Annotated in this window: 19 protein-coding genes, 1 tRNA gene and 1 pseudogene; 12 read left to right on the top strand and 9 right to left on the bottom strand. The window is 62.6% G+C overall.

The features are described 5' to 3' along the window. Positions 1-75: 75 nt before the first annotated feature. Positions 76-558: an RrF2 family transcriptional regulator gene (locus L6963_RS03930; protein ID WP_237207066.1), complete on the bottom strand. Its 483-nt coding sequence runs from the start codon at positions 556-558 to the stop codon at positions 76-78. Between the two features lie 356 nt (positions 559-914). Between L6963_RS03930 and L6963_RS03925 the strand changes: the two genes are divergently transcribed. Continuing rightward, positions 915-1,283, top strand: coding sequence for a hypothetical protein (locus L6963_RS03925; RefSeq protein ID WP_135013333.1), 369 nt, complete (start codon positions 915-917; stop codon positions 1,281-1,283). A 97-nt stretch (positions 1,284-1,380) separates the two neighbouring features. Here L6963_RS03925 and L6963_RS03920 read toward each other — a convergent pair whose 3' ends face one another. Continuing rightward, positions 1,381-2,868 (bottom strand): sugar ABC transporter ATP-binding protein, encoded by a 1,488-nt coding sequence (locus tag L6963_RS03920; RefSeq protein ID WP_237207065.1) that lies wholly within the window; start codon positions 2,866-2,868, stop codon positions 1,381-1,383. 324 nt (positions 2,869-3,192) lie between these two features. Continuing rightward, positions 3,193-5,016, bottom strand: a complete 1,824-nt coding sequence (locus tag L6963_RS03915; protein WP_237207064.1) for a phosphoenolpyruvate carboxykinase (GTP) — start codon at positions 5,014-5,016, stop codon at positions 3,193-3,195. 443 nt (positions 5,017-5,459) lie between these two features. On the opposite strand from L6963_RS03915, the gene L6963_RS03910 reads away from it, so the two are divergent. The 4 genes from L6963_RS03910 to L6963_RS03895 all read left to right on the top strand — a co-directional run bounded on the left by L6963_RS03910 (position 5,460) and on the right by L6963_RS03895 (position 12,715). After that, positions 5,460-5,535 (top strand) — tRNA-Arg (locus L6963_RS03910). 211 nt (positions 5,536-5,746) lie between these two features. Further along, positions 5,747-6,067: a 2Fe-2S iron-sulfur cluster-binding protein gene (locus tag L6963_RS03905; RefSeq protein WP_237197618.1), complete on the top strand. Its 321-nt coding sequence runs from the start codon at positions 5,747-5,749 to the stop codon at positions 6,065-6,067. A gap of 5 nt (positions 6,068-6,072) precedes the next feature. Continuing rightward, entirely contained in the window at positions 6,073-6,852 is a 780-nt protein-coding gene (locus tag L6963_RS03900) for a DUF4232 domain-containing protein (protein ID WP_237186970.1), read from the top strand. Positions 6,853-6,955: 103 nt separating this feature from the next. Next, positions 6,956-12,715 (top strand): Lhr family helicase, encoded by a 5,760-nt coding sequence (locus L6963_RS03895; protein WP_237207063.1) that lies wholly within the window; start codon positions 6,956-6,958, stop codon positions 12,713-12,715. A gap of 64 nt (positions 12,716-12,779) precedes the next feature. Here L6963_RS03895 and L6963_RS03890 read toward each other — a convergent pair whose 3' ends face one another. Then, entirely contained in the window at positions 12,780-12,923 is a 144-nt protein-coding gene (locus L6963_RS03890; protein WP_167752381.1) for a hypothetical protein, read from the bottom strand. A 283-nt stretch (positions 12,924-13,206) separates the two neighbouring features. Between L6963_RS03890 and L6963_RS03885 the strand changes: the two genes are divergently transcribed. Both L6963_RS03885 and L6963_RS03880 read left to right on the top strand, forming a co-directional pair. After that, the gene (locus L6963_RS03885) at positions 13,207-14,091 is read left to right on the top strand and encodes a DNA-formamidopyrimidine glycosylase family protein (RefSeq protein WP_237207062.1); all 885 of its coding nucleotides are present in this window, start codon (positions 13,207-13,209) and stop codon (positions 14,089-14,091) included. Positions 14,092-14,124: 33 nt separating this feature from the next. Next, entirely contained in the window at positions 14,125-15,453 is a 1,329-nt protein-coding gene (locus L6963_RS03880; RefSeq protein WP_237207061.1) for a peptidase T, read from the top strand. A 117-nt stretch (positions 15,454-15,570) separates the two neighbouring features. On the opposite strand, the gene L6963_RS03875 is transcribed toward L6963_RS03880, so the two are convergent. Continuing rightward, positions 15,571-15,828, bottom strand: a complete 258-nt coding sequence (locus L6963_RS03875; protein ID WP_237207060.1) for a hypothetical protein — start codon at positions 15,826-15,828, stop codon at positions 15,571-15,573. On the opposite strand from L6963_RS03875, the gene L6963_RS03870 reads away from it, so the two are divergent. Further along, complete coding sequence (locus L6963_RS03870; protein WP_237207059.1) at positions 15,827-16,966, top strand: pseudouridine synthase; 1,140 nt, start codon at positions 15,827-15,829, stop codon at positions 16,964-16,966. The two genes, L6963_RS03875 and L6963_RS03870, sit on opposite strands and share 2 nt — an antisense overlap. Here the strand turns inward: L6963_RS03870 and L6963_RS03865 are convergent. Further along, positions 16,913-18,184 carry an MFS transporter gene (locus L6963_RS03865; RefSeq protein WP_237207058.1) on the bottom strand — a complete coding sequence of 424 codons (1,272 nt, stop codon included), beginning with the start codon at positions 18,182-18,184 and terminating at the stop codon, positions 16,913-16,915. The two genes, L6963_RS03870 and L6963_RS03865, sit on opposite strands and share 54 nt — an antisense overlap. 148 nt (positions 18,185-18,332) lie before the next feature. Here L6963_RS03865 and L6963_RS03860 point away from each other — a divergent pair, with 148 nt between their 5' ends. Continuing rightward, entirely contained in the window at positions 18,333-18,875 is a 543-nt protein-coding gene (locus L6963_RS03860; protein WP_237209156.1) for a winged helix-turn-helix domain-containing protein, read from the top strand. Positions 18,876-18,963: 88 nt separating this feature from the next. On the opposite strand, the gene L6963_RS03855 is transcribed toward L6963_RS03860, so the two are convergent. After that, the gene (locus L6963_RS03855; protein ID WP_237207056.1) at positions 18,964-20,283 is read right to left on the bottom strand and encodes an MFS transporter; all 1,320 of its coding nucleotides are present in this window, start codon (positions 20,281-20,283) and stop codon (positions 18,964-18,966) included. A gap of 183 nt (positions 20,284-20,466) precedes the next feature. Here L6963_RS03855 and L6963_RS03850 point away from each other — a divergent pair, with 183 nt between their 5' ends. Continuing rightward, positions 20,467-21,729, top strand: coding sequence for a glycoside hydrolase family 76 protein (locus L6963_RS03850; protein ID WP_237207055.1), 1,263 nt, complete (start codon positions 20,467-20,469; stop codon positions 21,727-21,729). Here L6963_RS03850 and L6963_RS03845 read toward each other — a convergent pair. Then, a complete protein-coding gene (locus L6963_RS03845) occupies positions 21,703-22,359 on the bottom strand; it encodes a hypothetical protein (protein WP_237207054.1) in 657 nt (218 codons plus the stop codon). The genes L6963_RS03850 and L6963_RS03845 overlap by 27 nt on opposite strands. Before the next feature lie 9 nt (positions 22,360-22,368). After that, positions 22,369-22,833, bottom strand: a complete 465-nt coding sequence (locus tag L6963_RS03840; protein WP_237207053.1) for a MarR family winged helix-turn-helix transcriptional regulator — start codon at positions 22,831-22,833, stop codon at positions 22,369-22,371. A 100-nt stretch (positions 22,834-22,933) separates the two neighbouring features. On the opposite strand from L6963_RS03840, the gene L6963_RS03835 reads away from it, so the two are divergent. Both L6963_RS03835 and tgt read left to right on the top strand, forming a co-directional pair. Continuing rightward, positions 22,934-23,353 (top strand): organic hydroperoxide resistance protein, encoded by a 420-nt coding sequence (locus L6963_RS03835; RefSeq protein ID WP_237188530.1) that lies wholly within the window; start codon positions 22,934-22,936, stop codon positions 23,351-23,353. 66 nt (positions 23,354-23,419) lie between these two features. Further along, positions 23,420-24,787, top strand: a pseudogene (gene tgt, locus L6963_RS03830) (tRNA guanosine(34) transglycosylase Tgt); the annotation flags it as partial. Positions 24,788-24,892: the final 105 nt, after the last annotated feature.

The following is a 24,892-nucleotide window of genomic DNA, read 5'->3' as shown; positions in this document are numbered from 1 at the left end:
GCATACTAAATACTAGTTTTGGGAGAAAAAAGAGCCGCTTCCGCGTATCACCTACGGAAGCGGCCCTCTCGTGGCTTATGAAACGAAGGACGCCTGGGGCAGCTTTTTGGTCTGAGCCAGAGGACCTAGACCCAGCTCCACAAAGACCGGTCCCATCTGCTGCTCGTTGGGCAGCTCAGAAATAACAACCGGGTCAAGCATTTTGAAGAACTCTTCACGGGCATTAGCCAGAATTTTTTTCAGGGAGCAAGCATGGCGCATGGGGCATTCATTAGACCCGCCCTCACACTCGACCATGGGAATATCCCCCTCAGAGGCACGGAGCACCTGCCCTACGGTCGCGCGGGCACCGGCTTCTGAGAGCCGCACACCGCCAGTACGGCCGCGGGTTGATTCCACCAGGCCCATATTGGCTAGGAAAGCAACCGACTTGGCCACATGGTTATAGGGGGTACCCACGCCCTCGGCGATTTTCTGGGTAGAAATTTGCTCGCCGTCCAGACCCGATAGCAGCATCAGGACGCGCAGCGACACGTCAGAAAATGCGGTAAGACGCACGGGCCTACTCCTTGATTCATTGGCGGGCAGATAAAGCTTTCTTTCACGGTACCGCTAAAAAGGTTCACGATTCAACCTTCGGTCTCACCACCACTGTCACACCATTACTCCAGCGTCAGCAGATACCGATTGCAAGTGCACTTAGCTGCAAGGAGCTTCACACGGCACACCTGTCCAGCCACTTGTAGCAGTTCGAGCCCCTGTGAGAGTAGTATTGATACTGTAAACACTCGCGGGCACACACCCAGTCATCACACACCAGCTGAAGACAAGGGCCAAGCTGACCGCATCCACCGTCTCTTCACCTGCCGCTCCCCCGTAGCGTGCCGGTGCGGAACTAGACATAAGGAATTATCTTGTCACAGCTTGATACCTCCATCCAGGAACTTCTGTCCATTGAAGGCGCAACCGGTGCAGCTCTCGTTGATATCTCATCCGGTATGGCTCTGGCCTCCGGCGGTTCACCCGGTTTCGACCTGACTGTTGCTGCTGCTGGTAACTCCAACGTAGTACGTGCCAAGCTCAAGACCATGAACGACCTGGGTCTGAACGGCAACATCGAAGACATCATGATTACCCTGTCTTCCCAGTACCACCTGATTAACGTGCTGAACGCTTCAGAGACCTCAGGCCTCTTCGTCTACCTGGTGCTCGATCGTAACACCGCTAACCTGGCTCTGGCTCGTCACAAGCTGAACGCCATCTCAGGCCGCATCTCCCTGTAAGTCGCAGGTAGAGGCAGTCTCTCAAGCCTGATAGCTCAAGAACCCCGGCAGGTAACCTGCCGGGGGTTCTTTCTAGTATCAGGACGCCGGTGGGCGGCTAGACCAGGTCTTCGCCCAGTGCCTCGCCCATGAGGGTATCTTCGGTCGCGACCTTATTCTGCTGAATAGAGACCAGCTCGCCAGAGCGCATCACGGCAATGCGGTTGCAGAGGCCGATAAGCTCAGACATGTCTGAACCGATCAGGATAATAGAGGTGCCCTTTTCGGTCAGCTCGGTCAGCATCTTGTAGATTTCGCTCTTGGCGCTGACATCGATGCCACGGGTGGGGTGGTTGAGAATCAGAATCTCGCAGTCGGTAGTCATCCAGCGGGCCAGGGCGACCTTCTGCTGGTCACCACCCGAGAGCTTACCGACTTCACCCTGAATATTGGTGGTCTTGATGCGCAGCTTCTGAATCTGCTCAGCTACCTCACGTAGGGCAGATACCTCGTGCAAGAAGCCCTCGGGGCTTTCCTTGAGGCCGGCGTTTTCCATCAGGGTCTTAGCGATGGAGCGTTCGTTGGCCAGGCCCAGCTCATCGTCATTATCTGACAGATAGCCAATACCGTGGGCAACCGATTCCTCGGGGGAGCCGATAGTGGCGTCCTCGCCGTTAATCTTGAGGGTGCCAAACTTGGCGGTCTCGTCCACGCCCACCAGAGCCGCTGCGACCTCGTTGATACCTGAGCGTCGCAGGCCGGTCAGACCAAAAATCTCACCGCGGTCTACGGAGAAGCTGACGTTATTGAGAGAGCCCTTGGCGCTGGTCAGGTTCTCAATCACCAGTTTTGCGTCTTCACCTGCGAACTCATCGGGGCGTCCGCCCATCTCGATTTCGCGGTTGAACATCTTGAAGGCGATTTCTTCGGCGGTCATCGTACCGGGGTTAATCTCGGTGTTGATGGTGCCCTCAGAGAGAATCACAGCGCGGTTAGCAAGTGAGCGGATCTCGTCGATACGGTGGGTAATGTAGATCACTGCGCGCCCCTCGGCGGCCAGCTTACGGGTGACCTCGTGTAGCTGGTAGATTTCGTAGTCATTGAAGGTTGCAGCGACTTCGTCCATGAGCACCAGACGGGTGTTCTCGGCCTCCATACGTACAACCTCAACTAGAGCCTGTTCAGCCCGGACCAGGTCTCCCATCTTGGCGCGGGGATCTACCGCCAGGCCGATTTCTGAAATGAGTTCCTGGGCGCGAGCAACCTGGGCTTCTTCCTCTTCATCAGCGTGCTCAGTGGAGCGAAAGATCGCCTGAGCGACGGTGAGTTCGGGGTCTACCTTGAACTTCTGACGAATAGAGCCAACGCCGGCTTCAAGAGCTTCCTCGGGAGTATGGGGGGCGTACTTTTCACCGTCTAAGGTGATGGTGCCACCGCCGGGACGGTCCCAGCCGCCCAGAATCGACAGGAAGGTTGACTTTCCTGCACCGTTTTCGCCGAGAAGACCTACAATCTCACCGGCAGCTACCTCCAGATTCACACCCTTGAGGGCGCGAAGGTGCTCGTGGTTCTTGGTGAGGTTCTTGACACTCAGCAGATTTCCCACTCTTGTTTTTCCTTCCGACAGATGCGAGGAGTAGACCCTAGGCCGCACAAAAGCTCTGTGGTAAGTCGGTGGCTAGTCGATGAGCTTTCTGGGGGAGGCGCAGCGGGGCTACACAGTATTCAGCCATTCTTAAGCATTCTACAGAATATTAAGCCCGCTTTACGTCCACTCTTTGGGGCCGTCTGGGAGCCCCTGAGCAGAAAACAAGGTGACCTGTGCGAAAAATTTTCGCACAGGTCACCTGCCTCACCGTGTCGCTCTATTTACTTTCGCTTGCAAGGACGCTGACAACAGCGCACTACATCAGTGAAAGGACGGCATACCTTAGTTCAGCTCAGCAGCTAAAGCATCTCGCTGGGCGTGAATTTCAGCGGGCACCTTATCGCCAAGGAAAGCTAGCCACTCGTCAATACCGGGCAGCTCTTCTGCCCACTCGTCTTTGTTGACGGCCAGGGCGGCAGTAAGTTCTGCATCGCTAATATCAAGACCGGTTAGATCGAGGTCATTCTTACCGGGCACGACGCCAAGGAAGGTCTCTTCACCGGCAGCTTTGCCATCCAGTCGATCGAAAATCCACTTGACCACGCGAGAGTTTTCACCGAAACCGGGCCAGGCGAAGCCCCCATCGGGGGTACGGCGGAACCAGTTGACGTAGTAAATCTTGGGCATATTCTCTTCACCGTGCTTCTTGCCCAGGTCAATCCAGTGCTGGATGTAGTCACCGGCGTTGTAGCCGATGAAGGGCAGCATGGCCATGGGGTCGCGGCGAACCACACCAACAGCACCCTTGGCGGCAGCGGTGGTCTCGGATGAGAGGGTCACGCCTCGGAAGACACCCTGCTCCCAGCTGGAGGCTTCAGCCACCAGGGGCACGGTGGTCTTGCGGCGGCCACCGAAGATGATGGCTGAGAGGGGCACACCGTCCGGTGCGTAGTACTCTTCAGCCAGCATGTCCGCCTGGGAGATGGGGGTGCAGAAGCGGGAGTTGGGGTGGGCAGCAGGACGGCCAGATTCGGGGGTCCAATCATTGCCCTGCCAGTCGATGAGGTGCTCCGGTACCTCATCGGTCTTGCCCTCCCACCAGACGGAGTTATCGTCAGTGAGGGCCACGTTCGTGAAGATGGTGTTGCCCTTAGCAATAGCGCGCATGGCATTGGGGTTGGTGGACCAGCCGGTACCCGGGGCTACACCGAAGAGGCCTGCCTCGGGGTTGACCACGAAGGGCTTGCCGTCGCGGAATTCAATCCAGGCGATGTCGTCGCCGACCATTTCGGCCTTCCAGCCGTCAATAGTGGGGTCCATCATGGCAAAGTTGGTCTTGCCACAGGCTGAGGGGAAAGCTGCCGAGATGTACTTGCTCTCGCCCTCGGGGTTGGTCATCTTGAGCACCAGCATGTGCTCGGCCATCCAGCCCTCATCGTGGCCAATAGCTGAGGCGATACGCAGGGCGTAACACTTCTTACCCAGCAGAGCATTGCCGCCGTAGCCGGAACCGAAGGACCAGATTTCGCGATCCTCGGGGAACTGCACAATGTACTTTTCGGGATTGCAGGGCCAGGGAACGTCTGCCTGCCCATCGGCGAGAGGGGCACCGACCGAGTGTAGAGCCTTAACGAAGAAGGCCTCGGTTTCGGTCATTTTCTTCAGCACATCGGCGCCGATGGTCGCCATAATACGCATGGAGGTCACCACGTAGGCCGAGTCGGTGATTTCGACACCAAACTTGGGGTTGGTGGCGTCCAGCGAGCCCATGACGAAAGGAATGACGTACATGGTGCGGCCCCGCATAGACCCGGTGAAGAGCTCAGTCAGGGTGGCCTTCATTTCAGCAGGGTCACGCCAGTTGTTGGTAGGGCCAGCGCCCTCTTCGGTCGCTGAACAAATAAAGGTACGCTCTTCCACACGAGCCACGTCGTCGGGGTCTGAGAAGGCAACGTAGGAGTTCGGAAACTCGTGATCGCTGAGCTTACGGAAGGTGCCGGCCTCAACCAGCTCACCGGCCAGACGGTCGTATTCTTCCTGCGAACCATCGGCCCAGTAGATACGCTCAGGCTGAGTCATCTGGGCAATATCAGCAACCCACTGCAGCAGCTCTGCGTGGGTGGTGGGTGCCTGTGCGGTTACGTTGTCGATTGAAATGTCAGTCATCTGACGCTTCCCCTTATAAATCGTTGACCTGAAACACTCCACTGTGTTGTTCAGGTGCGCGTGCCCCGCCCTGCCACTAGCCCGCAGGCGGGTAGAAACAGAAAAACGCGCCACCCATATCAATGAATAAACGCGTCGCGCGGTGCACTTTCACTTCATCGTGTGTTTCCAGAGTACATAGCTCGCCCCGGTTTGTCCTCATTAGTACGTAAATATTTCGTTACAGTCCTCTTGACCTGTGGTCTGGCCAACAAAATGCGGGCCCGGGTAAACTTTTTCAACTTTCTTCACCCCCTCTTTTTCCGCGTATTTACGCGGTTTTCACCCCAGATTCACCCCTTTTGAGAGCAGGGTCACGCATTTTCGATTTGCACAGCAACGCAAACCTGCGTAATGTATTACCTGTTGCCGCGACGGGCCGAGAAAGCCGGTCAACGCATGATGCGCCTGTAGCTCAACGGATAGAGCATCTGACTACGGATCAGAAGGTTGGGGGTTCGAATCCCTTCGGGCGCACCACCGATAAAAACCGGCCTCCTTCGGGAGGCCGGTTTTTTCTTGTCCCCCCCCCAGCTGTCTCCCAGCGTAACACCCCGTTACCAAGCTGGCGGCAGGCGTCCGCCCACCGTAGTTTTAACCACAAAAAGCGGGGATAGACGGGGTAGCCCCCCTAAAATAGGGACAGGACCAAGACCGGCAGCCCCAGCGCTGCCCTAGCACAGGAGAACACATGAGCGTAAACATCACGGTCACCGACGAGAACGGCACCACCAAGGACGTCGCCTGGGAGCCCCACCAGACCATGCTTGAGGCCGTCCTCGCCGCAGGCTTCCCCGTGCTGGCAACCTGCGGTGGCAATGCCTCCTGCGCAACCTGCCACGCCTTCATCGACCCCGAGCACATCGAAGCAACCCTGCCCCGCGAAGAAGCAGAAGAAGATCTGCTCGACATGATCGACGATATCGCCAACGAATGTTCTCGCCTGAGCTGCCAGACCGAATACACCGAGGGAATGGACGGGGCAAGCGTCACCCTACAGCCCGGAATGTAGGCTGCATGAAAGCACGTATCCCCCTTCTCCCCCTCGCAGCACTTGGCCTGCTCACAGTACTCACCGCCTGCGGTAGCGCCACTACCGGCACCACCACCGCAGAAAGCACCGTGAGCAGCCCGGCTGCTACGACCTCGTCCGCGCAGGCGTCCCCCTCGCCCACCGGATTGGCTACCAGCGCCGCGCCTTCTGCAGCGGCAACCACCCGTCAGCCCACCGTGCAAGAGGTCACCCCGGCCCCCAGTACCTCCGCTGACCCTGAACCGGTGCCCACCGGCACCGTTATCACCGTAGAGCCCACCGTGAGCGCCCAGAACCCTGCCGCGAGCGGTAGCCAGTTCGCCAGCTCGGCAGCTGGTGTTGCTGTTTGTGATTACGACCAGCTCTATATTGAGGCCGCGGTGGCTCAGGGCGGTGGCGCAGCGGGTTCGCGCTATATCACCCTGACCTTTACCAATACCGGGGATGCCAACTGCACCATGAGCGGCTACCCCGCTGTGCACTACGTTAATGCGGCCGGCCAGCAGGTGGGGGCGGCAGCTGCGAATGCTACCGAGTGGTCGTCTTCGGGTGGCGTGATTGCTCCCGGCGATTCTCTGACCGCTACCCTGCGTGAGACCCGGGCCCAGCTCTACGGGGATGCCTGCCAGAGCGTTTCTGCTGCGGGCTACTCGGTGCAGGCTCCTGGCTCCTCCCAGGCCCTGGTGCTGAACTTTGCGGCGGAAGCCTGCTCTAACACCTCTGTCGCCCAGCTTTCGGTGGGCGCGGTGGGGGCTACCCCCTAGCCAAGCGGCGGGCATCTGTGCTCTCAAGGCCGGGTGCACCGGGCTACCTTCCAGGTTGCCCGGTGTGCCCGGCCCGTTTGTTTTTAAGGGGATAATGGGGGCTATGGCAGAACCCATTACCTCCCGTGCCCTGAGTTTTTTCTCGGCCCCCACCCGTCGCTGGTTTGAGGGGGCTTTTTCTGCTCCCACGGCTGCCCAGGCGGGGGCCTGGGAGGCGATTTCGGCGGGTCACCATGCCCTGATTGTGGCTCCGACCGGATCGGGTAAGACCCTTTCGGCCTTTCTGTGGGCCCTTGACCGCTTGCATTTTGAGAACCACGGGGGCGGGGGACTCGGGGCCGCTAACGATGAGGGGGCGGACGCCGGTGGCAGGCAGGCGCAGCAGGCAGGGGGCGGGGGCACCCGCGTCCTCTATATTTCCCCCCTCAAGGCCCTGGGTGTGGATGTTGAGCGCAACCTGCGCGCTCCCCTGATCGGTATTGCCCAGACCGCCCGGCAGCTGGGGGTAGAGCCGCCGCAGGTGCGGGTGGGTGTGCGCAGCGGTGATACCCCGGCTAAGGAACGCCGCCAGCTGATTTCTAACCCGCCGGATATTCTGATTACCACCCCCGAGTCTCTCTTTTTGATGCTGACCTCTAAGGCCCGCTCGACCCTGACCAAGGTGCATACGGTCATTATCGATGAGGTGCACGCGGTTGCCGGTACCAAGCGTGGTGCTCACCTGGCGGTGACCCTTGAACGCCTGGACCAGATTCTTGAGACCCCGGCCCAGCGCGTGGGGCTGTCGGCTACCGTGGAGCCAGTTGAAACCGTCGCCCGCTTTTTGGGTGGTAGTGTGCCGGTGCAGATTGTGCGCCCGCCCTCGGCCAAGGAGTGGGAGCTGACCCTTTCGGTGCCGGTGCCCGATATGACGGCCCTGGGCGGCCCCAACGCCTACGGCGAGGGGGATAACTCCTTCAAGCAGGACAGTAGCCCCCGGCCAACCCCAGCGCCCGCCGGGTCAGGTGCCTACCTGGATAAGCTCACCGAGCGTACCCGCTCCCAGATTCGCTCCCTGGACGCCACCGAGTTCGAGGACCGCGCTTTCGACGACGGCACCGTGCAGGCCGATACCCTGGCGGACGCCGGCACCCGGCCGGAAGTCTCTGTGCGGCTGGCGGAGTCCCTGCCTCAAGGGGTAACGGTGGCTGAGGCCCTGGGTATCCGCCCGGTGGCAGGCCCTGCCCTGGGCTCCCAGCCAGACGAGCCTTCCTCTGACTACTTTGACCAGCCCCTGCCTGCGCGCACACCCGGTAGTCGGGTGAGCGGTGAGCAGGCAAGTGCCGAGCAGGCCCTGTGGGATGCTGTGGGTGTTTTCCCCGGTGAGGAAACAGGGTCCGCTCCCCAGGCACAGACCCGAGCCCAGCCCGCCCTCACCATCGAAGAGGTGCAGGTGGCGGCGTCCGCCCCGGGCTCCGGCGCCGGGGGCGAAACCCCGAATCTTAACGGCTACCAGGCCTCCATCTGGCCGCACGTGGAAGAGCGCATTGTGGATCTGGTGGAGGCTAACCGCTCCACCATTGTCTTTGCTAACTCGCGCGGGCTGGCTGAGAAGTTAACGGCCCGCCTCAACGAGATTTACTTGGGCCGTCTAGAGGCCCGCGGGGAGCTGGGTGAGGTGACCGCGAGCGCCTCCACCGGTGCCCGCACCTACGCGGCTACCGGCGGGGAGCCGAAGGCCCTGGCCGATGTACTGGCTGAGGCTCTAGCCAAGGACGCCCCTACCCGGCTGGAAGCTGACGATGAGCGCCTGCCGGGGGCGGGTGCGCCCTTACCCCTTTCGACCCAGCCCCCTGCCCAGGTGATGGGGGGCTCGGCGACGGCTGCCGGGGCTCCGCCGGTGCTGGCACGGGCCCACCACGGGTCGGTGTCGAAGGACCAGCGCACCCTGATTGAGGAGGCCCTGAAGTCGGGGCAGCTGCGGTGCGTGGTGGCCACAAGCTCCCTGGAACTGGGTATTGATATGGGCCATGTGGACCTAGTGATTCAGGTGGAGGCCCCGCACTCGGTGGCCTCTGGCCTGCAGCGGGTGGGCCGTGCTGGCCACCAGGTGGGAGAGGTGTCACGCGGCTACCTCTACCCCAAGCACCGGGGCGACCTGCTGAACGCCACAGTGACCGTGCAGCGCATGCTGGCCGGGCAGATTGAGCCCCTGGCCATTCCCGCTAACCCCCTGGATATTTTGGCCCAGCAAACCGTAGCCGCCTGTGCCCTGGGGCCGATTAGCGTGGAGGCCTGGTTTGAGGCTCTGCGGGCAACGGCTCCCTTTGCTACCCTGCCCCGGGCGGCCTTTGAGGCAACCCTTGATTTGCTGGCCGGTAAGTACCCCTCGGACGAGTTTGCCGAGCTGCGCCCCCGCATTGTCTGGGACCGGGACGCCGGGACGATTGAGGGTCGCCCCGGTGCCCAGCGCCTGGCAGTGACCTCCGGCGGTACGATTCCTGACCGTGGCCTCTTCCCGGTCTTTATCGCCGGGGCTGAGGATTCTAAGGCCCCTAAGCGGGTGGGTGAGCTGGATGAGGAGATGGTCTATGAGTCCCGGGCCGGGGACGTCATTGCCCTGGGCGCATCGTCCTGGCGGATTGAGGACATCACCCACGACCGGGTGACAGTGACCCCGGCCCCGGGCGTCCCCGGCCGTCTGCCCTTCTGGCACGGCGATTCCCCGGGCCGTCCCGTCGATTTAGGCAGGGCTCTGGGTACCTTCACCCGGGAGCTGGCTCTTGAAAACAGTAAGGACGCGAGCGCCGCCCACGCCCGTCTGCGCGGCATCGGGCTCGATGAGTGGGCCGCCGATAACCTGCTGGCCTATGTGGGTGAGCAGGCAGAGGCGACCGGTCAGGTGCCCAGCGAGAAGCACCTGCTGGTTGAGCGTTTCCGCGATGAGCTGGGGGACTGGCGGCTGATTCTGCACTCGCCCCTGGGTATGCCGGTACACTCCCCCTGGGCCCTGGCGGTCGGCGCCCGGGCTGAGGAACGCTACGGGGTTAACGCCTCTGCTATGGCTGCCGATGACGGTATTGTGCTGCGTATTCCTGCCATGGAAGCCGAGCCGCCCGGTGCTGACCTCTTTATCTTTGACCCGGCTGAGCTCGAAGACATCGTGACCGAGCGGGTGGGTAACTCTGCCCTCTTTGCCTCCCGCTTCCGCGAGAACGCCGCCCGCGCCCTGCTGCTACCCCGCAAGGACCCGGGCCGCCGCACTCCCCTGTGGCAGCAGCGCCAGCGCTCCGCCCAGCTCCTGGATGTGGCCCGCAAGTACCCCACCTTCCCCCTGCTGCTGGAAACCGCCCGCGAATGCCTGCAGGATGTCTATGACCTACCGGCCCTGACCGCCCTGCACAAGGATCTTGAGGCCAAAAAGGTACGCATCAGCGAGGTGGAAACCGAAACCCCCTCCCCCTTCGCCCGCACCCTGCTCTTTGGCTATGTGGCCCAGTTCCTCTACGACGGGGACTCCCCCTTAGCCGAGCGCCGCGCCGCTGCCCTGGCCCTGGACCCTGCCCTGCTAGCTGAGCTGCTCGGCAAGGATGAGCTGCGTGAGCTGCTCGATGTTGAGGTGATCCGTTCCACCGAGGCCCGACTCCAGCGCACCGCTGCGGGCTACCGCCTGCGCGGGGTCGAGGGAGCCGCCGACCTGCTGCGCCTGCTCGGCCCCCTGACCGCCGCCGAGGCAGCCCAGCGCCTGCGGGTGCTCCTGGACCAGGGAACCGGTGAGGACGCCAGCGCCCCGACTGCCGAGGCCGAGACAGGTAAGCCGGGTGAGCGCGTCCTGACCGAAGCCGAAGCCACCGATCACCTTGAGGCCCTGGTGAAAGCCGGTCGGGCCCTGCGCTTCCGCCTGCACGGGCGGGAACTCTACGCCGCCATTGAGGACGCCGCCCGCCTGCGAGACGCCCTGGGCGTACCCCTGCCCATCGGGGTCCCCCTAGCCTTCCTGGAGCCGGTCGAGGCTCCCCTGGTTGACCTGGTCGCCCGCTACGCCCGCACCCACGCCCCCTTTACCGCTGCCCAGGCTGCTGCCGCCCTTTCCCTGGGCGTCTCGGTGGTCGATACCGCCCTGCGCACCCTGGCCGCTGACCGGCGGGTGATCTCCGGTGAGTTCCTGCCCGAAGAACTCCGCGCCGAGCTGGCCGCAGCCCGTACCGGCTCCACCGACCCCGCCTACCTGGCCGGGACCGAGTGGGTGGACGCCTCCGTCCTGCGCACCCTGCGCTCCCGCTCCCTGGCAGCCCTGCGCGCCGACGTCGAACCCGTTACCCCCGGCACCTATGCCCGCTTCCTGCCGCCCTGGCAGCATGTGGGCTCCTGGCAGGTCACCGAAACCGCCGCCGCCCCCGGCACCGTCGGGGCACCGGCCCAGCCCATCAGCGTCCGCCGGGACGAAAGCGCCATGCTCAGCGGCTACGACGGCCTACTCACCGTGATCGACCAGCTCGCCGGGGTGCGGGTGCCCGCCTCAGCTCTCGAACCTCTGATTCTCAAGGCCCGCATCAGCGACTACACCCCCGCCCTGCTCGACTCAGCCATGAGCGCCGGGGACGTCATCTGGACGGGCGCCGGCCAGCTCGCCGGGGACGACGGCTGGGTCGCTCTACACCTGGGTGAGAGCGCGGCCCTGACCCTGCCCGATGAGGTAGAACGCACCGAGGCGCTCGCTGCCCTGGGAGCCCTCGAAAACACCATCTACGAGCTGCTAACCGGCGGGCTCTTCTTCAGCCAGATTCAGACCCAGCTCGCCGCCCTGGCCACCTCACTGGGTAACACGCCCCCGAACGCCCAGGAGATTTCAACCGCCCTCTGGAACCTGGTCTGGGCCGGGCTAGTCACCGGCGATACCTTCGCCCCGGTGCGGGCCCTGATCTCGGGCGGGGCTTCGGCCCACAAGGTGGCCGCCCCCGCTCCCCGGGCCCGCTCCGTGGGAATGCGCCACGGGGCCTCCCGCCTCTCGGCCTCCCGCCTAGGGGTGGGCGTGGGCCGGGCCCCGGCGGTATCCGCCCAGGTCGCCCCTATCGACGGCGGACGCTGGGCCCGTATCGAGGCCGAACCGCTCGATGCCACCGTGGCAGCTGCCGCCCGCGCCGAACTGCTCATGGACCGCTACGGGGTGCTCACCCGCGGGGCCGTGGCCGTTGAGGACACCCCCGGCGGCTTTGCCGGGGTCTACCGGGTGCTGTCTACCGCCGAAGAAAAGGGGCTGGCCCGCCGCGGCTACTTCATTGAGGGCCTGGGCGCTGCCCAGTTCTCGACCTCCTCCACCGTCGATAGGCTCCGGGCGGCGGACGACATCACCGCCGCAGACGAGGGGCAGGACGTCGCACCCGGCGCATCCGCCTACACCCCGGTGCGCCGCACCCGCCACTCGGTCACCCTGCTCGCTGCCACCGACCCGGCCAACCCCTACGGGGCCGCCCTACCCTGGCCCACCCCCGTGGCCTGGGACAGCAACCGCACCCCCATCAAGCACAAGCCAGGGCGCAAGGCCGGGGCCGTCATCATCCTGGTCGACGGGGAGCTCACCCTCTACCTGGAACGCGGCGGCAAAACCCTACTGCCCTTTACCGACCGAACCGACCGGGTAGAAGCGTCCGCGCCCCTGATTGGCCAGCTGGTGCGCGCCGGAGTAGCCGACAAAATCGTCATCGAAACCGCGGGCGGGGTGGATGTGCTCAGCACGCCGGCCCCCCTACCCCCTGCTCCCGACCAGCCGGACGCAGCAGCAGAGAGCGGCGAGCACCCCGTCCTCACCCTGCGCCGGGCCCTGCTGGCAGCAGGTTTCTACGCCACCCCGCGCGGCCTGCGCATGCGGAAGGACTATTCCTAAAAACAGCAGAACCTCCCTTGCGTGGGGCAAGGGAGGTTCTGAGTGGCTAGCGGTCTCTCATTGATTAGGCGGTGAGGTTGTACTCCACGCCCTCGTAGCCAGCGCGGAAGGCGCGGACGCTGCGGGTAAGGTGCACGTAGAAAGCACCGAGAGACATCACAAGCATCATGACCATAACAACCATGAGTGCGGTAAAGAGCAGATTCATTGTTCTGACCTCCATCTAGGGGACAGGCGGCTGGGAGACCACCTAAGGAGTCAGGGCCTACTCTAGCAACATCGCATGAGCCTGCCCTTTGTATTAAGTTAGTGCTGGGCCATAAACTTCAACGGTGAAGCATGACGTGAAACGACTATACACCCTTTCAGCAGGTGGCACGCAAGTTTTGTAGTAATTCTGGTCTACACTGTGAGCAGAGGCGCGCGCAGGGCGTCATAGATAGGTCATATTAGACAGGTCACATTTTGATAACACGGAGGGGTGCTTAGCAGTGCCTGAAGGCGATACCGTATGGCGGCAGGCCCGCTCGCTCCACCGCGCTCTTGCCGGTAGAACAGCCCACACTACAGACTTCCGCTACCCCCAGGTTGCCGACATCAATCTGGCGGGCCAGCCCATTCACGGGGCCCTGGCCCGGGGTAAGCATATTCTGCTGCGTATCGGTGAGATGACCGTGCACTCCCACCTGAAGATGGACGGCATCTGGCACCTCTACGGGCTGGACGCGAACGGTTCGCGGGAAAAGTGGCGGCGCCCGGCTGATCAGGTGCGGGCTCTGATTCAGGCTAATGCAAGGCTTGATAGCGACGGGCAGATAGTGCCCGGCAGCCACCCGGTCGAAGCCGTGGGCTTTACCCTGGGGCTACTTGAGGTTTTCCCCACCAGCCAAGAAGCTGACCGCCTATCCTACCTGGGCCCCGACTTGCTTGGCCCCGACTGGTCGGTTGAGCAGGCGGTAGCTAACCTGGCTACCCGGCCGGAGCGCCCCTTAGGGGTAGCCCTGCTCGATCAGAAGAACCTGGCCGGTATCGGCACCATCTACCGGGCTGAGACCTGTTTTCTCGCGGGCCTTGACCCGCGCACCCCGGTGGGGGCGGTGCCCGATATCGCTGCCGTGGTCTCCATTGCCCGTCTGCTGCTGGATGCTAACCGCGGGCGTCCGCACCGGGTCACCCGCACCAGTGCCGAACCGCTCTGGTGCTACGGGCGGGCAGGCCGCCCATGCTACCGCTGCGGGGAAACCATCATCAAGGAAGACCTCTCAGAAACCGGCACCGGCGCCGACCGCTACACAGCGGGCCACCTGTACGCCCGCGAGGAAGACACCGACCGCATTAGCTTCCGCTGCCCCGGTTGCCAGGAGCTGCCGGGCTAAGTTTCCGCGCGCCGCGGGAGTAAACTACTCACCATGACCACCACCACATTTACTCCCACCTATACCCCAGATGCAGATCTACAGGAGGCCTTAGCCGCCCGTTTTCTGCGCTACTCGGCGATCTCTAGCCAGTCGGACGCCTCAGCATCGGTCGTGCCCACCAGCCAGGGCCAGTGGGAGCTGGCCCGCCTGCTCAAGGACGAACTCACGGCAGCCGGTGCCCACAACGTGCATCTGAGCGACACCTGTGTGCTGACCGCCCGTATTCCCTCCACCCTGCCCGCGGGCACCGAAGCCCCCGCCATCGGCTTCTGCACCCACCTCGATACGGTTGACGTCAATCTCTCCCCCGACGTGCACGCCCGCGTCATCGACTACCCCGGCGGGGACATCTGCCTCAACACCGACCTCGACATCTGGCTGCGCGAGGCCGAGCACCCCGAAATCACCCGCTACACCGGCCAGCGCGTGATCGTCACCGACGGCACCAGCGTGCTGGGAGCGGACGACAAGGCCGGGGTCGCCTCGGTCATGGAAGCTGCTGTGCGCCTCTTAGCTGCGGACGCGGACGCCACCGGGCAAGTCGGTAGGGCAGCGCAGGGAGCTGGGGCGGGTGCGTCCGCCCATCCCGATATCTACCTCTCCTTTGTGCCGGATGAAGAAATCGGCCTGCTGGGCGTGCGCACCATGGATCTGGCGCGCTTCCCCGTGGATTATGCCTACACCCTGGACTGCTGCGAACTGGGTGAGCTGGTCGAGGCTACTTTCAATGCCGGGCATGCCCGCCTGCACGTTGAGGGTGTGACCGCCCACCCCATGAATTCCAAGGGCAACCTGGTCAACCCGATTCTGGTGGCCCACGACTTTATCGCGGCCCTCGACCGCGCTCAGACCCCCGAGCACACTGAGGGGCGTGAGGGTTACCTCTGGGTCAACGGGATAGCGGGCAACCAGGCGACCGCAACCGTCGATATTAGTATCCGCGACCACGACCGGGCAGGCTACGAGACCAAAAAGGACTTCCTGCGCGACCTAGCTGAGCGAACGACAGAAGCCAACCCGCGGGCGTCCGTACACCTGGATATCTCAGATATCTACAGCAACCTTGAGGACGCCAAAACCAGCGCCAACGCCGTGGCGGCCGAGCATCTGCGCGCCGCCTTTGCCCGGCTGGGTATCGAGCCCATCAACCTGGCCATGCGCGGGGGCACCGACGGCTCGTATCTCTCCACCCGGGGAATCTACACCCCCAATTTCTTCACGGGGGCGCACAATTTCCACTCCAACTGCGAGTTCCTGCCCCTGCCCGCTTTTGAGGCCAGCTACCGGGTGGTGTGGGAACTGATGGCGGGCTCCTTTTAGCCACCCTTGACGCACAATACAAAGCAGATAAACTGGTTTTATCTTAAGGATGACAGCAAACAAGGCGGGGCAACCCCGGTAGCCGCTTACTACCAGAGTCGCCCCTTGCTGTAGGACCTATCGAATGAACGGTTCGATAGCTTCCAAAAGCTTTGCTACAGCTCCGATGAGTATTGCAGTAGCGACGATTCTGACTGCAATCTTGTCGGGGCTGTTTTTCTTAGCCTTGCTTTTAGCCACAGCCATTACCTCCTCTCTGGTCTCACACTCGCGGAGATTTTTCTTAAGGATGGATGTACCGCGTGGAGTCCACGAGAGAGGCAGTTCAACTCTATCAAGCAGGCCTTGGGATCTACCTGCGATAATAGAGCCCATGCGCCGAATCAACCGCCACCTTGCCCCCAAGCCCCTGCCCCAGCGCAACGGGATTGACGCCGTCTCTTTTGTGCTGCCCGACGCGGGCAATCCCGAGGACGACCCCCTGGGCGCAAGCACGGTGCTGGACTACCTGGTGGCCCGCTTCTACCCCCATGAGCGTTCCCTCTTTACCTCCCGCTTTGAGCGCGATGAGGTGAAGGACGCCGACGGGCAGGCGGTTGCCCCCGATGCGCCTTTGACGGGGCAAAAGATTTGGTACTACCGGGAACTGGGGGTTGAAAAGACCGTGCCCTTTGACATGCCGGTGCTCTACGAGGACGAGTGGGTTCTGGCCATTGATAAGCCCCACTTCCTACCCACCACCCCCAACGGGTCCTTTGTTGCCCACACGGCCCTGACCAAGCTGCGGGTTCGGGAGAACAACCCCGATTTGATTCCGATTCACCGCCTGGATCGGGCCACCGCCGGAGTGGTGCTCTTTGCCAAGACGCCCGAGGCCCGCGCCCCTTTTCAGACCATGTTCCAGCGGCGCGAACCCACCAAGACCTACGAGGCAGTGGCGGCCCCCATCGCCGGGCTGGGAGAAGGCGAAAGTCTGACGGTGCGCTCGCGCATTGATAACCAGCACGGGGCTATGCAGGTAACCCATACCGGTGTTGAGCTCCTGCCCGGTGACACCGGCCCCCTGCCGGTAGAGACCAAGGCTGAGCGGCGCGAGCGGCGCCGCTCCGGTGCCTCCTTTGAGGGGCTCAATGCCCAGTCACGTATTACCTGCCTGAAGGTATTTGAGGTGGCGGACGGCGTCCTGCCCGCTGTATCCGAAGCCAACCCGGCCCTACCCCTGCCGCAGGCGGGCACATCCCTGGCCCACTATCTTTTGGAACCGCACACCGGCAAGACCCACCAGTTACGGGTGCACCTGGCCGCAGCCGGGGCCCCGATTGTGGGGGACGTGGTCTACCCGGCCGTCCTACCCATCGCCGAGGACGAACCCGCCTTACCCCTCCAGCTACTGGCCAGGTCACTGACCTTCCCCCACCCCTTCACCGGGCAGACCGTGACGGTGCGAAGTGGGCGGAGGCTAGGCCTCGTCGAGCAGGTTCCGGCTACGGGCGAAGTCAGACCATTGCTCTGAGGCAGGTAGTGCTATGAGGTCACGGCTGCTCATTACCACGAGGGTGGCGCAGAAGCAGGTGATCGTAAAGAAAATCGCAGTAGCGGAAGGGCCAGCTAGGCCCAGGCCCCATCCAGCAAGCGCCGGGGCCAAGGAAGCAAGGCCGACAGCCACGAAACCAATGAGGGACTGAACCCGCCCCAAGATGTCGTTGGGAGTAATGAGGGTTAAAAAGCCCAAAAGGCCGGCATTGAGGGTTGGTATGACGAGGACGGCGAGAGCTAACGTGAAAGCTACCCAGCCGATTCCGGGGAGCCAGGGAAGCAGTCCCAGACAGATGGTAAAGGTTAGGAAACCGACGATAAGGACGCGCCCGGTGGGGAGTTTCTGAACAAGATAGCCTGCGCAAAGAGCTCCGACCATCATGGAGGCTGAGACCGTAGCCATCAAAGCACCTAGAGCGACGGGGCTTGTTCCGGTTTGGGTGTAGCTGAGGGTGAGGGTCATGAGGGTCCCGCTAATGCTGAAGTTCAGCAGGCAAATAGCGCAGGCCAAAACGACAAGTAAGCGACGTTGGAATAGCCAGGCACCTCCTTCTAGGAAATCGTTAAGGGCGCTACGGGCGGAGAATCGAGAAGGCTTAGCACCCTGCGGTGCGTAGCTACCTGTCATGGCACAGGTGGCAGCTAGAGAGATAATCTGACCTAGAAGCTGAGCCAGGGGCGGGTAGGCGAGACCGATAGCCAAGAGAGCGCCGCCGGCGGGACCACCGCCTAGACCGACAGCGGCATCCCTCCCCTGATTGATAGCGATTGCCCGAGGAAGGTCTGCTTCGGGTACCACTTCTTTAATCATGGCGTTAGAGGCTTCTGCCAGTAGAGATGAGCGGAGTCGGTCTCCCAGAGCCAGGGCACTGAGGGTACCGACGGTGGCGGTGCCGGTCAACAGGAGGGCAAGGAAAATGATCTGAGCCAAGATACCTAGGAAACAGGAAAGAAGTCTAAGCCTACGCCGGTCGTGTCGGTCTGCAAGGACACCGCCGGGCAGAGTTCCCATAATCTGCCCCAGCCCCTGGAAAAGAGCAACCGTTCCGGCTGTCGTTGGTGAACCGGTAACCGCCAGGGTAATCAGAGGGAAAGCGAAGGTGCCTATGCTGGTGCCCAGGTCAAGGAAGAGGTCACCGCTGAACCAGAGGCGGTACTCGCGGTTGCGCCAGAGGGATGAAGTATGCGATGTCATAGCCACACCCTAACTTAAGCAAGAATTATTGCGCAATATATATTGCGCAATAATTTTTGAGGAAACACCCAATATTTCCTAGACTGACCCCATGACAACACCGGAGCAACCTCCCAAACCCACCACCGTCCGAACTCAAATGCGGACCTTGGCCCACCCCGTCCGCGTCCGCATCGTCACCACCCTAGCTAGGCTTACCTACGCCCGCGCCACCGACCTAGCCCGCGAATTAGACCTGCCCCCTAACGCCCTCAGCTACCATCTGCGGGCCCTTGCCAAAGGTGGCATTATCACCGAAGCCCCCGAGCAAGCCCGCGACAAGCGCGACAGAGTCTGGCAGCTCACCACCCGCGAGGGCTTCACTCTCGACGCCCAAACAGCAACCACCGAGGACGCAGCCCTCTCCCTGGGGCTCATCAATGCCCAGCTTGACCATGCCAAAAGCACCTGGCAGCTGGCACTCAATTCCGCCAGCACAGACCAACCCCTACTGGTGCCGGCCAAAGGTTCAGCCCTACTCGTCTCCCAGCTACACCTCACCCCTGAGCAGGCCGAAGAACTCAGACAAAAAATCTCTCACCTCATCGACAGCTACGAGACCCAAGGGAAACAAACCGCCAACACTCAGAGCTACGACTTCTTACTCTCCCTGGCCTCAACCAGCGCTCCCCCACCAGCCTGGGAACAATGAGCTGCCGAATGTGACGCCTTTTCCCGAATGTCGGGAGTAAGCCCACCCGCTCGGGAATAAGAGGCACATTCGGCCCGGGACTTTGAAGCTACTCGACCACAGGCGCAGGGGCACCTTTTTCTACTGACTCAGCACTCCTGGCCGGCAGCAGCTGCAGGCCGCGCACCACCAGGTAGATAGCCACCAGTAGCCAAAGGCCAGCCAGCGCCCAGGCCACCTGGTAAATCGTCACAAAGGCTAGCACCGCCGAGGTTGCCACCAGACCGATTGGGGCGGCCACCTGGCTAATAGCCATAAAGATTGAGAACGACCGGCCGCGAATCTGCTCGGGTACACCCTCAGTCACCAGCAGGGTCTGCAGGGGGTTCATAATACCCCCGCCCAGGCCGGCAACACCCATACCCACGATGGCTAGCCAGGAAGTTTCGAGCAAGGCCATGCCAAAGAAGGCCAGGGTATTGAAGACCATACCCACCACCCAGGCCCGGCGAGGGAAGGGCACAATCTTCCCGGCTACGATGCTGGTGACCATCATGCCCACCGCAAAGGCAGACATCGATGCCCCGTACAGCCCCGGCTGGTTAATTCCCTGAAAATGCGCGGGTAGAAGCACCATTAGATAGGGCATTACCAGGGCCATCGATAGCAAAGAATCCAGAGCCAGCAGACGAATCACCGGGTAGCCCAGGGCCTTCTTCCAGCCCGCCAGCCCCTTGAAAGGGTCTTCGGTAGGGGCTTCAGGGGAGGACGCTGGCACCTGCCCGTCCTCACCCAGCTGGGCAGCGGCGTCCTGCCCCTCAGCACGGACGTCCGCGCCCGCCTTCTGCAGGCGCAAGCAGGCGGTCAGGGCGGCGGCCACCAGGGAGCAACCGGCCGTAATCCAGAGAACCTGCTCGATGGGCAGGGCCGTCATCAGCACACCGGCTACAGCCGGGCCCACCAGGAAGCTGACCCCGCTCAAAGCCTGGTTCCAGCCAGAAATCTGGGCAACCTTCTTACGCGAGGTCGCAGCCACATCACCCACCAGGGCAGCGCGGGCACTCATACCCGGGATATCACCCACCGCACCCAAAATACCGATGATGATGAACCAGCTCAGCGTCAGCCCAAAAACCATATCAACCGCAATCACGGCCATCACCGACAGGCCCGAAATGATATCCGACATCACCGACACCGGCTTACGGCCCAGGCTATCGACCAGGTTGCCACCAAAATAGGCAAAAACCAGCGACGGCACCGCAATCGCAGCAGCCACGATACCCGCAGCAGCCGGGTTGCCGGTGCGCTCCAGCACCAGCCAAGGCCAGACGATACCGGCAATAGAATTGCCCAGCATCGACAGGGCAGCAGACGATAAATAAACCCAGACGGCAGAAACCCGCCCAGCAGAAGAAGAGGTGTGCATTCACCATACTTTAGCAGAAGCGCCCTGCCACCGAATGTGACGCCTTTTCCCGAATGTCGGGAGTAAGCCCACCCGCTCGGGAATAAGAGGCACATTCGGCACAAGAGCACCGGCACCGCCCAGCCGGTAGACTAAAAACCGGCCCACACCACCGCCCACCGACGCGCCAAAGAAAGAAACGCCATGCACCCCAAGCACCTGCAGCACTCACCCGACCAGCTCGCAGCGCTCACCGCCGAGCACCGCCACACCCTGGGGCAGCGGGCAGGCACAGCAGCCCACTCCGTCACGCGGCTCTTCGGGCACCGGGTCGCAGGCGTCCCCGGTACCCTGCTAGGGCGCACCCTCCACCCCGACACCCGCCGCCGCAGCCAGCGGCGCGGTGAATGGCACTACTGGTGGCAGGCCCACCTGCTCGACAACCTCGTCGATGCAGGCTTCCGCCAGCTCACCACACCCGACGGGCAGGGCCAGGCACAAGCGTCCCTGCGCCAGGCCCGCGCGGTACTGCGCGGCATCCAGATGCGCAACCTCGGCTCCTACCCCAACTCCTTCTACGACGACATGGCCTGGCTGACCCTGGCCTGCGAGCGCCTCAACCGGCTGGCGCTCGCCGTGGAGGGCAACGGGGATTCTGCGGCCCAGGACGCCGCCACCCGGCTGTACCGGGAGCTGGCAGCTGCCTGCACCCCTGAGGTGGGTGGGGGTGCCTTCTGGTCGAAGGACCACGATTTTAAGAACACCCCGGCGACCGCTCCCATTGCCCTGGCTCTCGCGCGGGCCCACCGGTATGACGAGGCTGCTGCCCTCTTGAACTGGCTGCACGCCAACCTCTTTGATGCTGAGCGCGGCCTTTATCTGGACGGGGTCAAGGTGGCCGGGCGCGGGAATCGTGCCAAGATTTCTTCGGTGGAGCGCGGTCTCTACACCTATAACCAGGGGCCGGTTCTCGCGGCCTATCTGGCGGTGCTTGATGCCGGCAAGTCTGAGCTGCTGACGGTTGACCCGGCTGAGCATATCGCCGAGGTTTTGGCCGGTATTGACCGGGAGTTTGGCCGAGATTTTGAGGTGTCAGAGGCAGAAACCCTGCGGGTTCTAGCGACCCAGGGCGGCGGGGACGGCGGGCTTTTTACCGGTATTTTGGTGCGCTACCTTGCCGAGGTTGCCGCACACACTGCCCTGCCGCAGGTCGTGCGGGAGCAGGCGCGGGATTTCGTCCTTGCAACCGCCGAGCTCTTCTGGGACGGACGCCGCGAGTTCGACCCTGACCTGCCCATGAACGAGCTCGGCATCGACCCGACCGAGATCCGCGGTGAGGCTGTCGCGCTCTTTTCGCCCGATGTCACCCGGCATATTTCTGAAGTGCTCAAACCTGCCCAGCCGGTTGATCTTTCGACCCAGCTCCAGGCCTGGATGGTGTTAGAAGCGGCGGCGCGGGTTTTCTAGGGTGGGGGCGGCCGCCTTATTCGCGCAGTAGACGGCCCAAAGTCCCAGCGCGCCTAGAAGCATCAGCAATAGGCCCACGGTATAGCTTGAGGCAATCTCAGACACCGGGAAACTGAACCCTGACGGATACCAGAACATGCCGGTGACGAGGGGCTCTGCTACAGCCCCCGCGGGAACCAGATAGCGCAGGAGCTTCCCTGCACGGTCGTCCTGCGCGGACCTAGCGCCCAACCAGCCCAGGGGCCCCGATATGATAACGGCTGCAATAAACCAGTGGTAGTTCTCAATCCAGATGCTGGCTTCCATGATGCCCAGCAGGTTCCCCAGGGCGTAGTGCCCGGCTAGGGCACCTAAGGACGCTGCCACCGCGGCTGCTACAGGCACCCAGAGCGGGGCGGGGCGAGTTCTGCTGCCAGACCACAGCCAGCCCGCGTAGAACCCCAGGGCCGCCCATAGGGTGCCCGAGTTGAGGAACTTGCTCACCACTTTACGCACATAGGTGATGGCCTCAGACTGGCCCGAGAGCTGGGCTTCTGTGGTGATATTGCTCAGTAGCGAAGCGACCGCTATGCAGACAACAAGAGCTGTGCAGGTGAGAAGGGGGCGGGCTTTGAGACGCGCAGGAACCATACCCCTAATCTACTGGATTCTGCCGGCCTGCGGAGGCCTTTCGGCCAGGTGCTCGGCCAGGGCGTCAAGCTCAGCTTTGAGGGCCAGGACGTCCAGGCCCTCGACCGCGCAGGCGGCGTAGATGGCCCCGGGGACGGACGCCGCGCGTCCTCTCAGCTCCTGCCCGGCGGGGGTGAGGCTGACGAGGGTGCGACGCTCGTCGCGGGCGTCGCGGGTCTTGGTCAGCAGGCCGTGGTCAATCAGGCGCTTGATGAGAGGGGTCAGGGTGCCGCTGTCGAGGTCGAGGCGGGCAGCGAGTTCTTTCATGCCCAGCCCATCGGGGTTCTCCCACATGACCAGCATGACCAGGTACTGGGGGTAGGTCAGACCTAGCTCCCCCAGGTGCTGCTGGTAGGCGCGGGTGACGGCCCGGCTGGAGCGGTAGAGGGAGAAGCAGAGCTGGTTGTCGAGGGCGAGGCTGCTGTCTTGGTTCATTCCACCCAGTATAGGTTGTGGGCAAATTATCAGCCAACAATTTACTTGCACACAATTAGATTGTGTACAATCTAATTAAAACCTCATGAAAGGAAACCCCATGGAACCCCTCTACACCACCGAAGCTCTAGCAACCGGCGAAGGCCGCAACGGCCACGTCCGCACCGTTGATGGCGCTTTTGACGCCGATCTCGCCATTCCCGTTGAGATGGGCGGCTCCGGCAAGGGCCTGAACCCCGAGCAGCTCTTTGCCTCCGGCTACGCAGCCTGCTTCCACTCCGCCCTGCAGATGGTTGCCCGCATGCAGAAGAAGAACGTTGAAGGCTCCTCCGTTGGCGCTAAGGTCTCCATCGGCAAGCAGGGCGAGGGCTTTGGCCTGGCTGTTGAGCTTGAGGTTGTCATCCCCGAGCTACCCCAGGACGAGGCCCAGGCACTGGCCGACGCAGCCCACCAGGTCTGCCCCTACTCCAACGCCACCCGCGGCAACATCCCCGTGACCGTCACCGTCTCCGACGACTAAGCTCGCACCCCACACTCGCACCGAATGTCGCCGAAAGCTTCATAGGTATGTGCTTCCTGCATACCTATGAAGCTTTCGTTTACCCTCAAGGAGCGGGGCCACAGCGTCCTTCCGCACTCACCCGGTAGACTTGTTCCCGTGCTCAATACCGAATTTTCTGATCCCACTTTTTCTTTTGAACTGGGCAACCGCCTGACCGATACTGCCCAGCCCACCGGCAAGCAGGTGGACGCCAACGGCGGCGCCTTCCAGGGGCGTACCGGCGTCATTCACACCCCGCACGGCGATATCGCCACCCCCGCCTTCACCCCGGTGGGTACCAAGGCAACCGTCAAGGCCGTGCTGCCCGAGGCTATGAAAGATTTGGGCGCCCAGGCCCTGCTGGCCAACGCCTACCACCTCTACCTGCAGCCGGGGCCGGACGTCCTCGACGCCGCAGGCGGCCTGGGTAAGTTCATGAACTGGGACGGCCCCACCTTCACCGACTCCGGGGGCTTCCAGGTGATGAGCCTGGGTTCCGGCTTCAAGAAGGTCATCGACATGGGCACCGTGGCCGGGGCTACCGGCGCGGACGGCCGCCCCATCGGCGACGACGACGTGGCGGCTGGCAAGGAACGCATGGCCCATGTGGACGACGACGGGGTCAACTTTAAGTCCCACATCAACGGCGATATTCACCGTTTCACCCCCGAGGTATCTATGCAGGTGCAGCACCAGATTGGTGCTGACATCATGTTTGCCTTCGATGAGCTGACCACTCTTTATAACTCCCGTGCCTACCAGGAAGAGGCGCTGGAGCGCACCCGGCTGTGGGCCCTGCGCTGTATTGCTGAGCACCAGCGTCTGACCGCTGAGCGGGTGGGCAAGCCCTATCAGGCCCTTTTTGGTGTGATTCAGGGGGCCCAGTATGAGGACCTGCGCCGCAAAGCCTGCCGCGACCTCGGCTCCATGCCCTTTGACGGCTTTGGCCTGGGCGGGGCGCTCGAAAAGGAAAACCTGGGCACTATCGTGCGCTGGTGCAACGAGGAACTACCCGAGAACAAGCCCCGCCACCTGCTGGGCATTTCGGAGCCCGATGACATCTTCACCGGCATTGAAAACGGCGTCGACACCTTCGACTGTGTCTCCCCCACCCGCGTGGCCCGCAACGCGGCCGTTTACACCCCCGATGGCCGCTTCAACCTGACCAACGCCCGCTACCGCACCGACTTCTCCCCCATCTTCGAGGGCTGCGACTGCTACACCTGCACCCACTACACCCGCGCCTACCTGCACCACCTCTTCAAGGCCGACGAGCGCCTCTCAGCGACCCTGGCCTCGATTCACAACGAGCGCTTTATTGTGAAGATGGTGGACGACGCCCGCGCGGCGATCGACTCCGGGGAATATTTCGACTACCGCGACGAGTTCTTGGGTAAGTACTACGCCAAGAAGGTTGCCCAGCAAAAGGCCCAGGAAGAAGCCGCCGCGCGTAAGGCCGCCAAGGACGCCGAGCGGGCAGCTGCCGCCCAGGCCCGCTGGGAGGCCAACATGAAGGCA

It is taken from the genome of Rothia nasimurium (assembly GCF_928392795.1).
GTDB classification, from domain to species: domain Bacteria; phylum Actinomycetota; class Actinomycetes; order Actinomycetales; family Micrococcaceae; genus Rothia; species Rothia nasimurium_F.
Note: the sequence above shows the minus strand (reverse complement) of the source record. Positions and strands in the feature narration are given on the sequence as shown.

Bases quoted from the DNA above. Each gene is read 5' to 3' on its own strand.
- L6963_RS03915 (WP_237207064.1), bottom strand. From the start codon at position 5,016: ATGACTGACATTTCAATCGACAACGTAACCGCACAGGCACCCACCACC.
- L6963_RS03905 (WP_237197618.1), top strand. From the start codon at position 5,747: ATGAGCGTAAACATCACGGTCACCGACGAGAACGGCACCACCAAGGAC.
- L6963_RS03900 (WP_237186970.1), top strand. From the start codon at position 6,073: ATGAAAGCACGTATCCCCCTTCTCCCCCTCGCAGCACTTGGCCTGCTC.
- L6963_RS03895 (WP_237207063.1), top strand. From the start codon at position 6,956: ATGGCAGAACCCATTACCTCCCGTGCCCTGAGTTTTTTCTCGGCCCCC.
- L6963_RS03890 (WP_167752381.1), bottom strand. From the start codon at position 12,923: ATGAATCTGCTCTTTACCGCACTCATGGTTGTTATGGTCATGATGCTT.
- L6963_RS03880 (WP_237207061.1), top strand. From the start codon at position 14,125: ATGACCACCACCACATTTACTCCCACCTATACCCCAGATGCAGATCTA.
- L6963_RS03870 (WP_237207059.1), top strand. From the start codon at position 15,827: ATGCGCCGAATCAACCGCCACCTTGCCCCCAAGCCCCTGCCCCAGCGC.
- L6963_RS03875 (WP_237207060.1), bottom strand. From the start codon at position 15,828: ATGGGCTCTATTATCGCAGGTAGATCCCAAGGCCTGCTTGATAGAGTT.
- L6963_RS03865 (WP_237207058.1), bottom strand. From the start codon at position 18,184: ATGACATCGCATACTTCATCCCTCTGGCGCAACCGCGAGTACCGCCTC.
- L6963_RS03855 (WP_237207056.1), bottom strand. From the start codon at position 20,283: ATGCACACCTCTTCTTCTGCTGGGCGGGTTTCTGCCGTCTGGGTTTAT.
- L6963_RS03850 (WP_237207055.1), top strand. From the start codon at position 20,467: ATGCACCCCAAGCACCTGCAGCACTCACCCGACCAGCTCGCAGCGCTC.
- L6963_RS03845 (WP_237207054.1), bottom strand. From the start codon at position 22,359: ATGGTTCCTGCGCGTCTCAAAGCCCGCCCCCTTCTCACCTGCACAGCT.
- L6963_RS03840 (WP_237207053.1), bottom strand. From the start codon at position 22,833: ATGAACCAAGACAGCAGCCTCGCCCTCGACAACCAGCTCTGCTTCTCC.
- L6963_RS03835 (WP_237188530.1), top strand. From the start codon at position 22,934: ATGGAACCCCTCTACACCACCGAAGCTCTAGCAACCGGCGAAGGCCGC.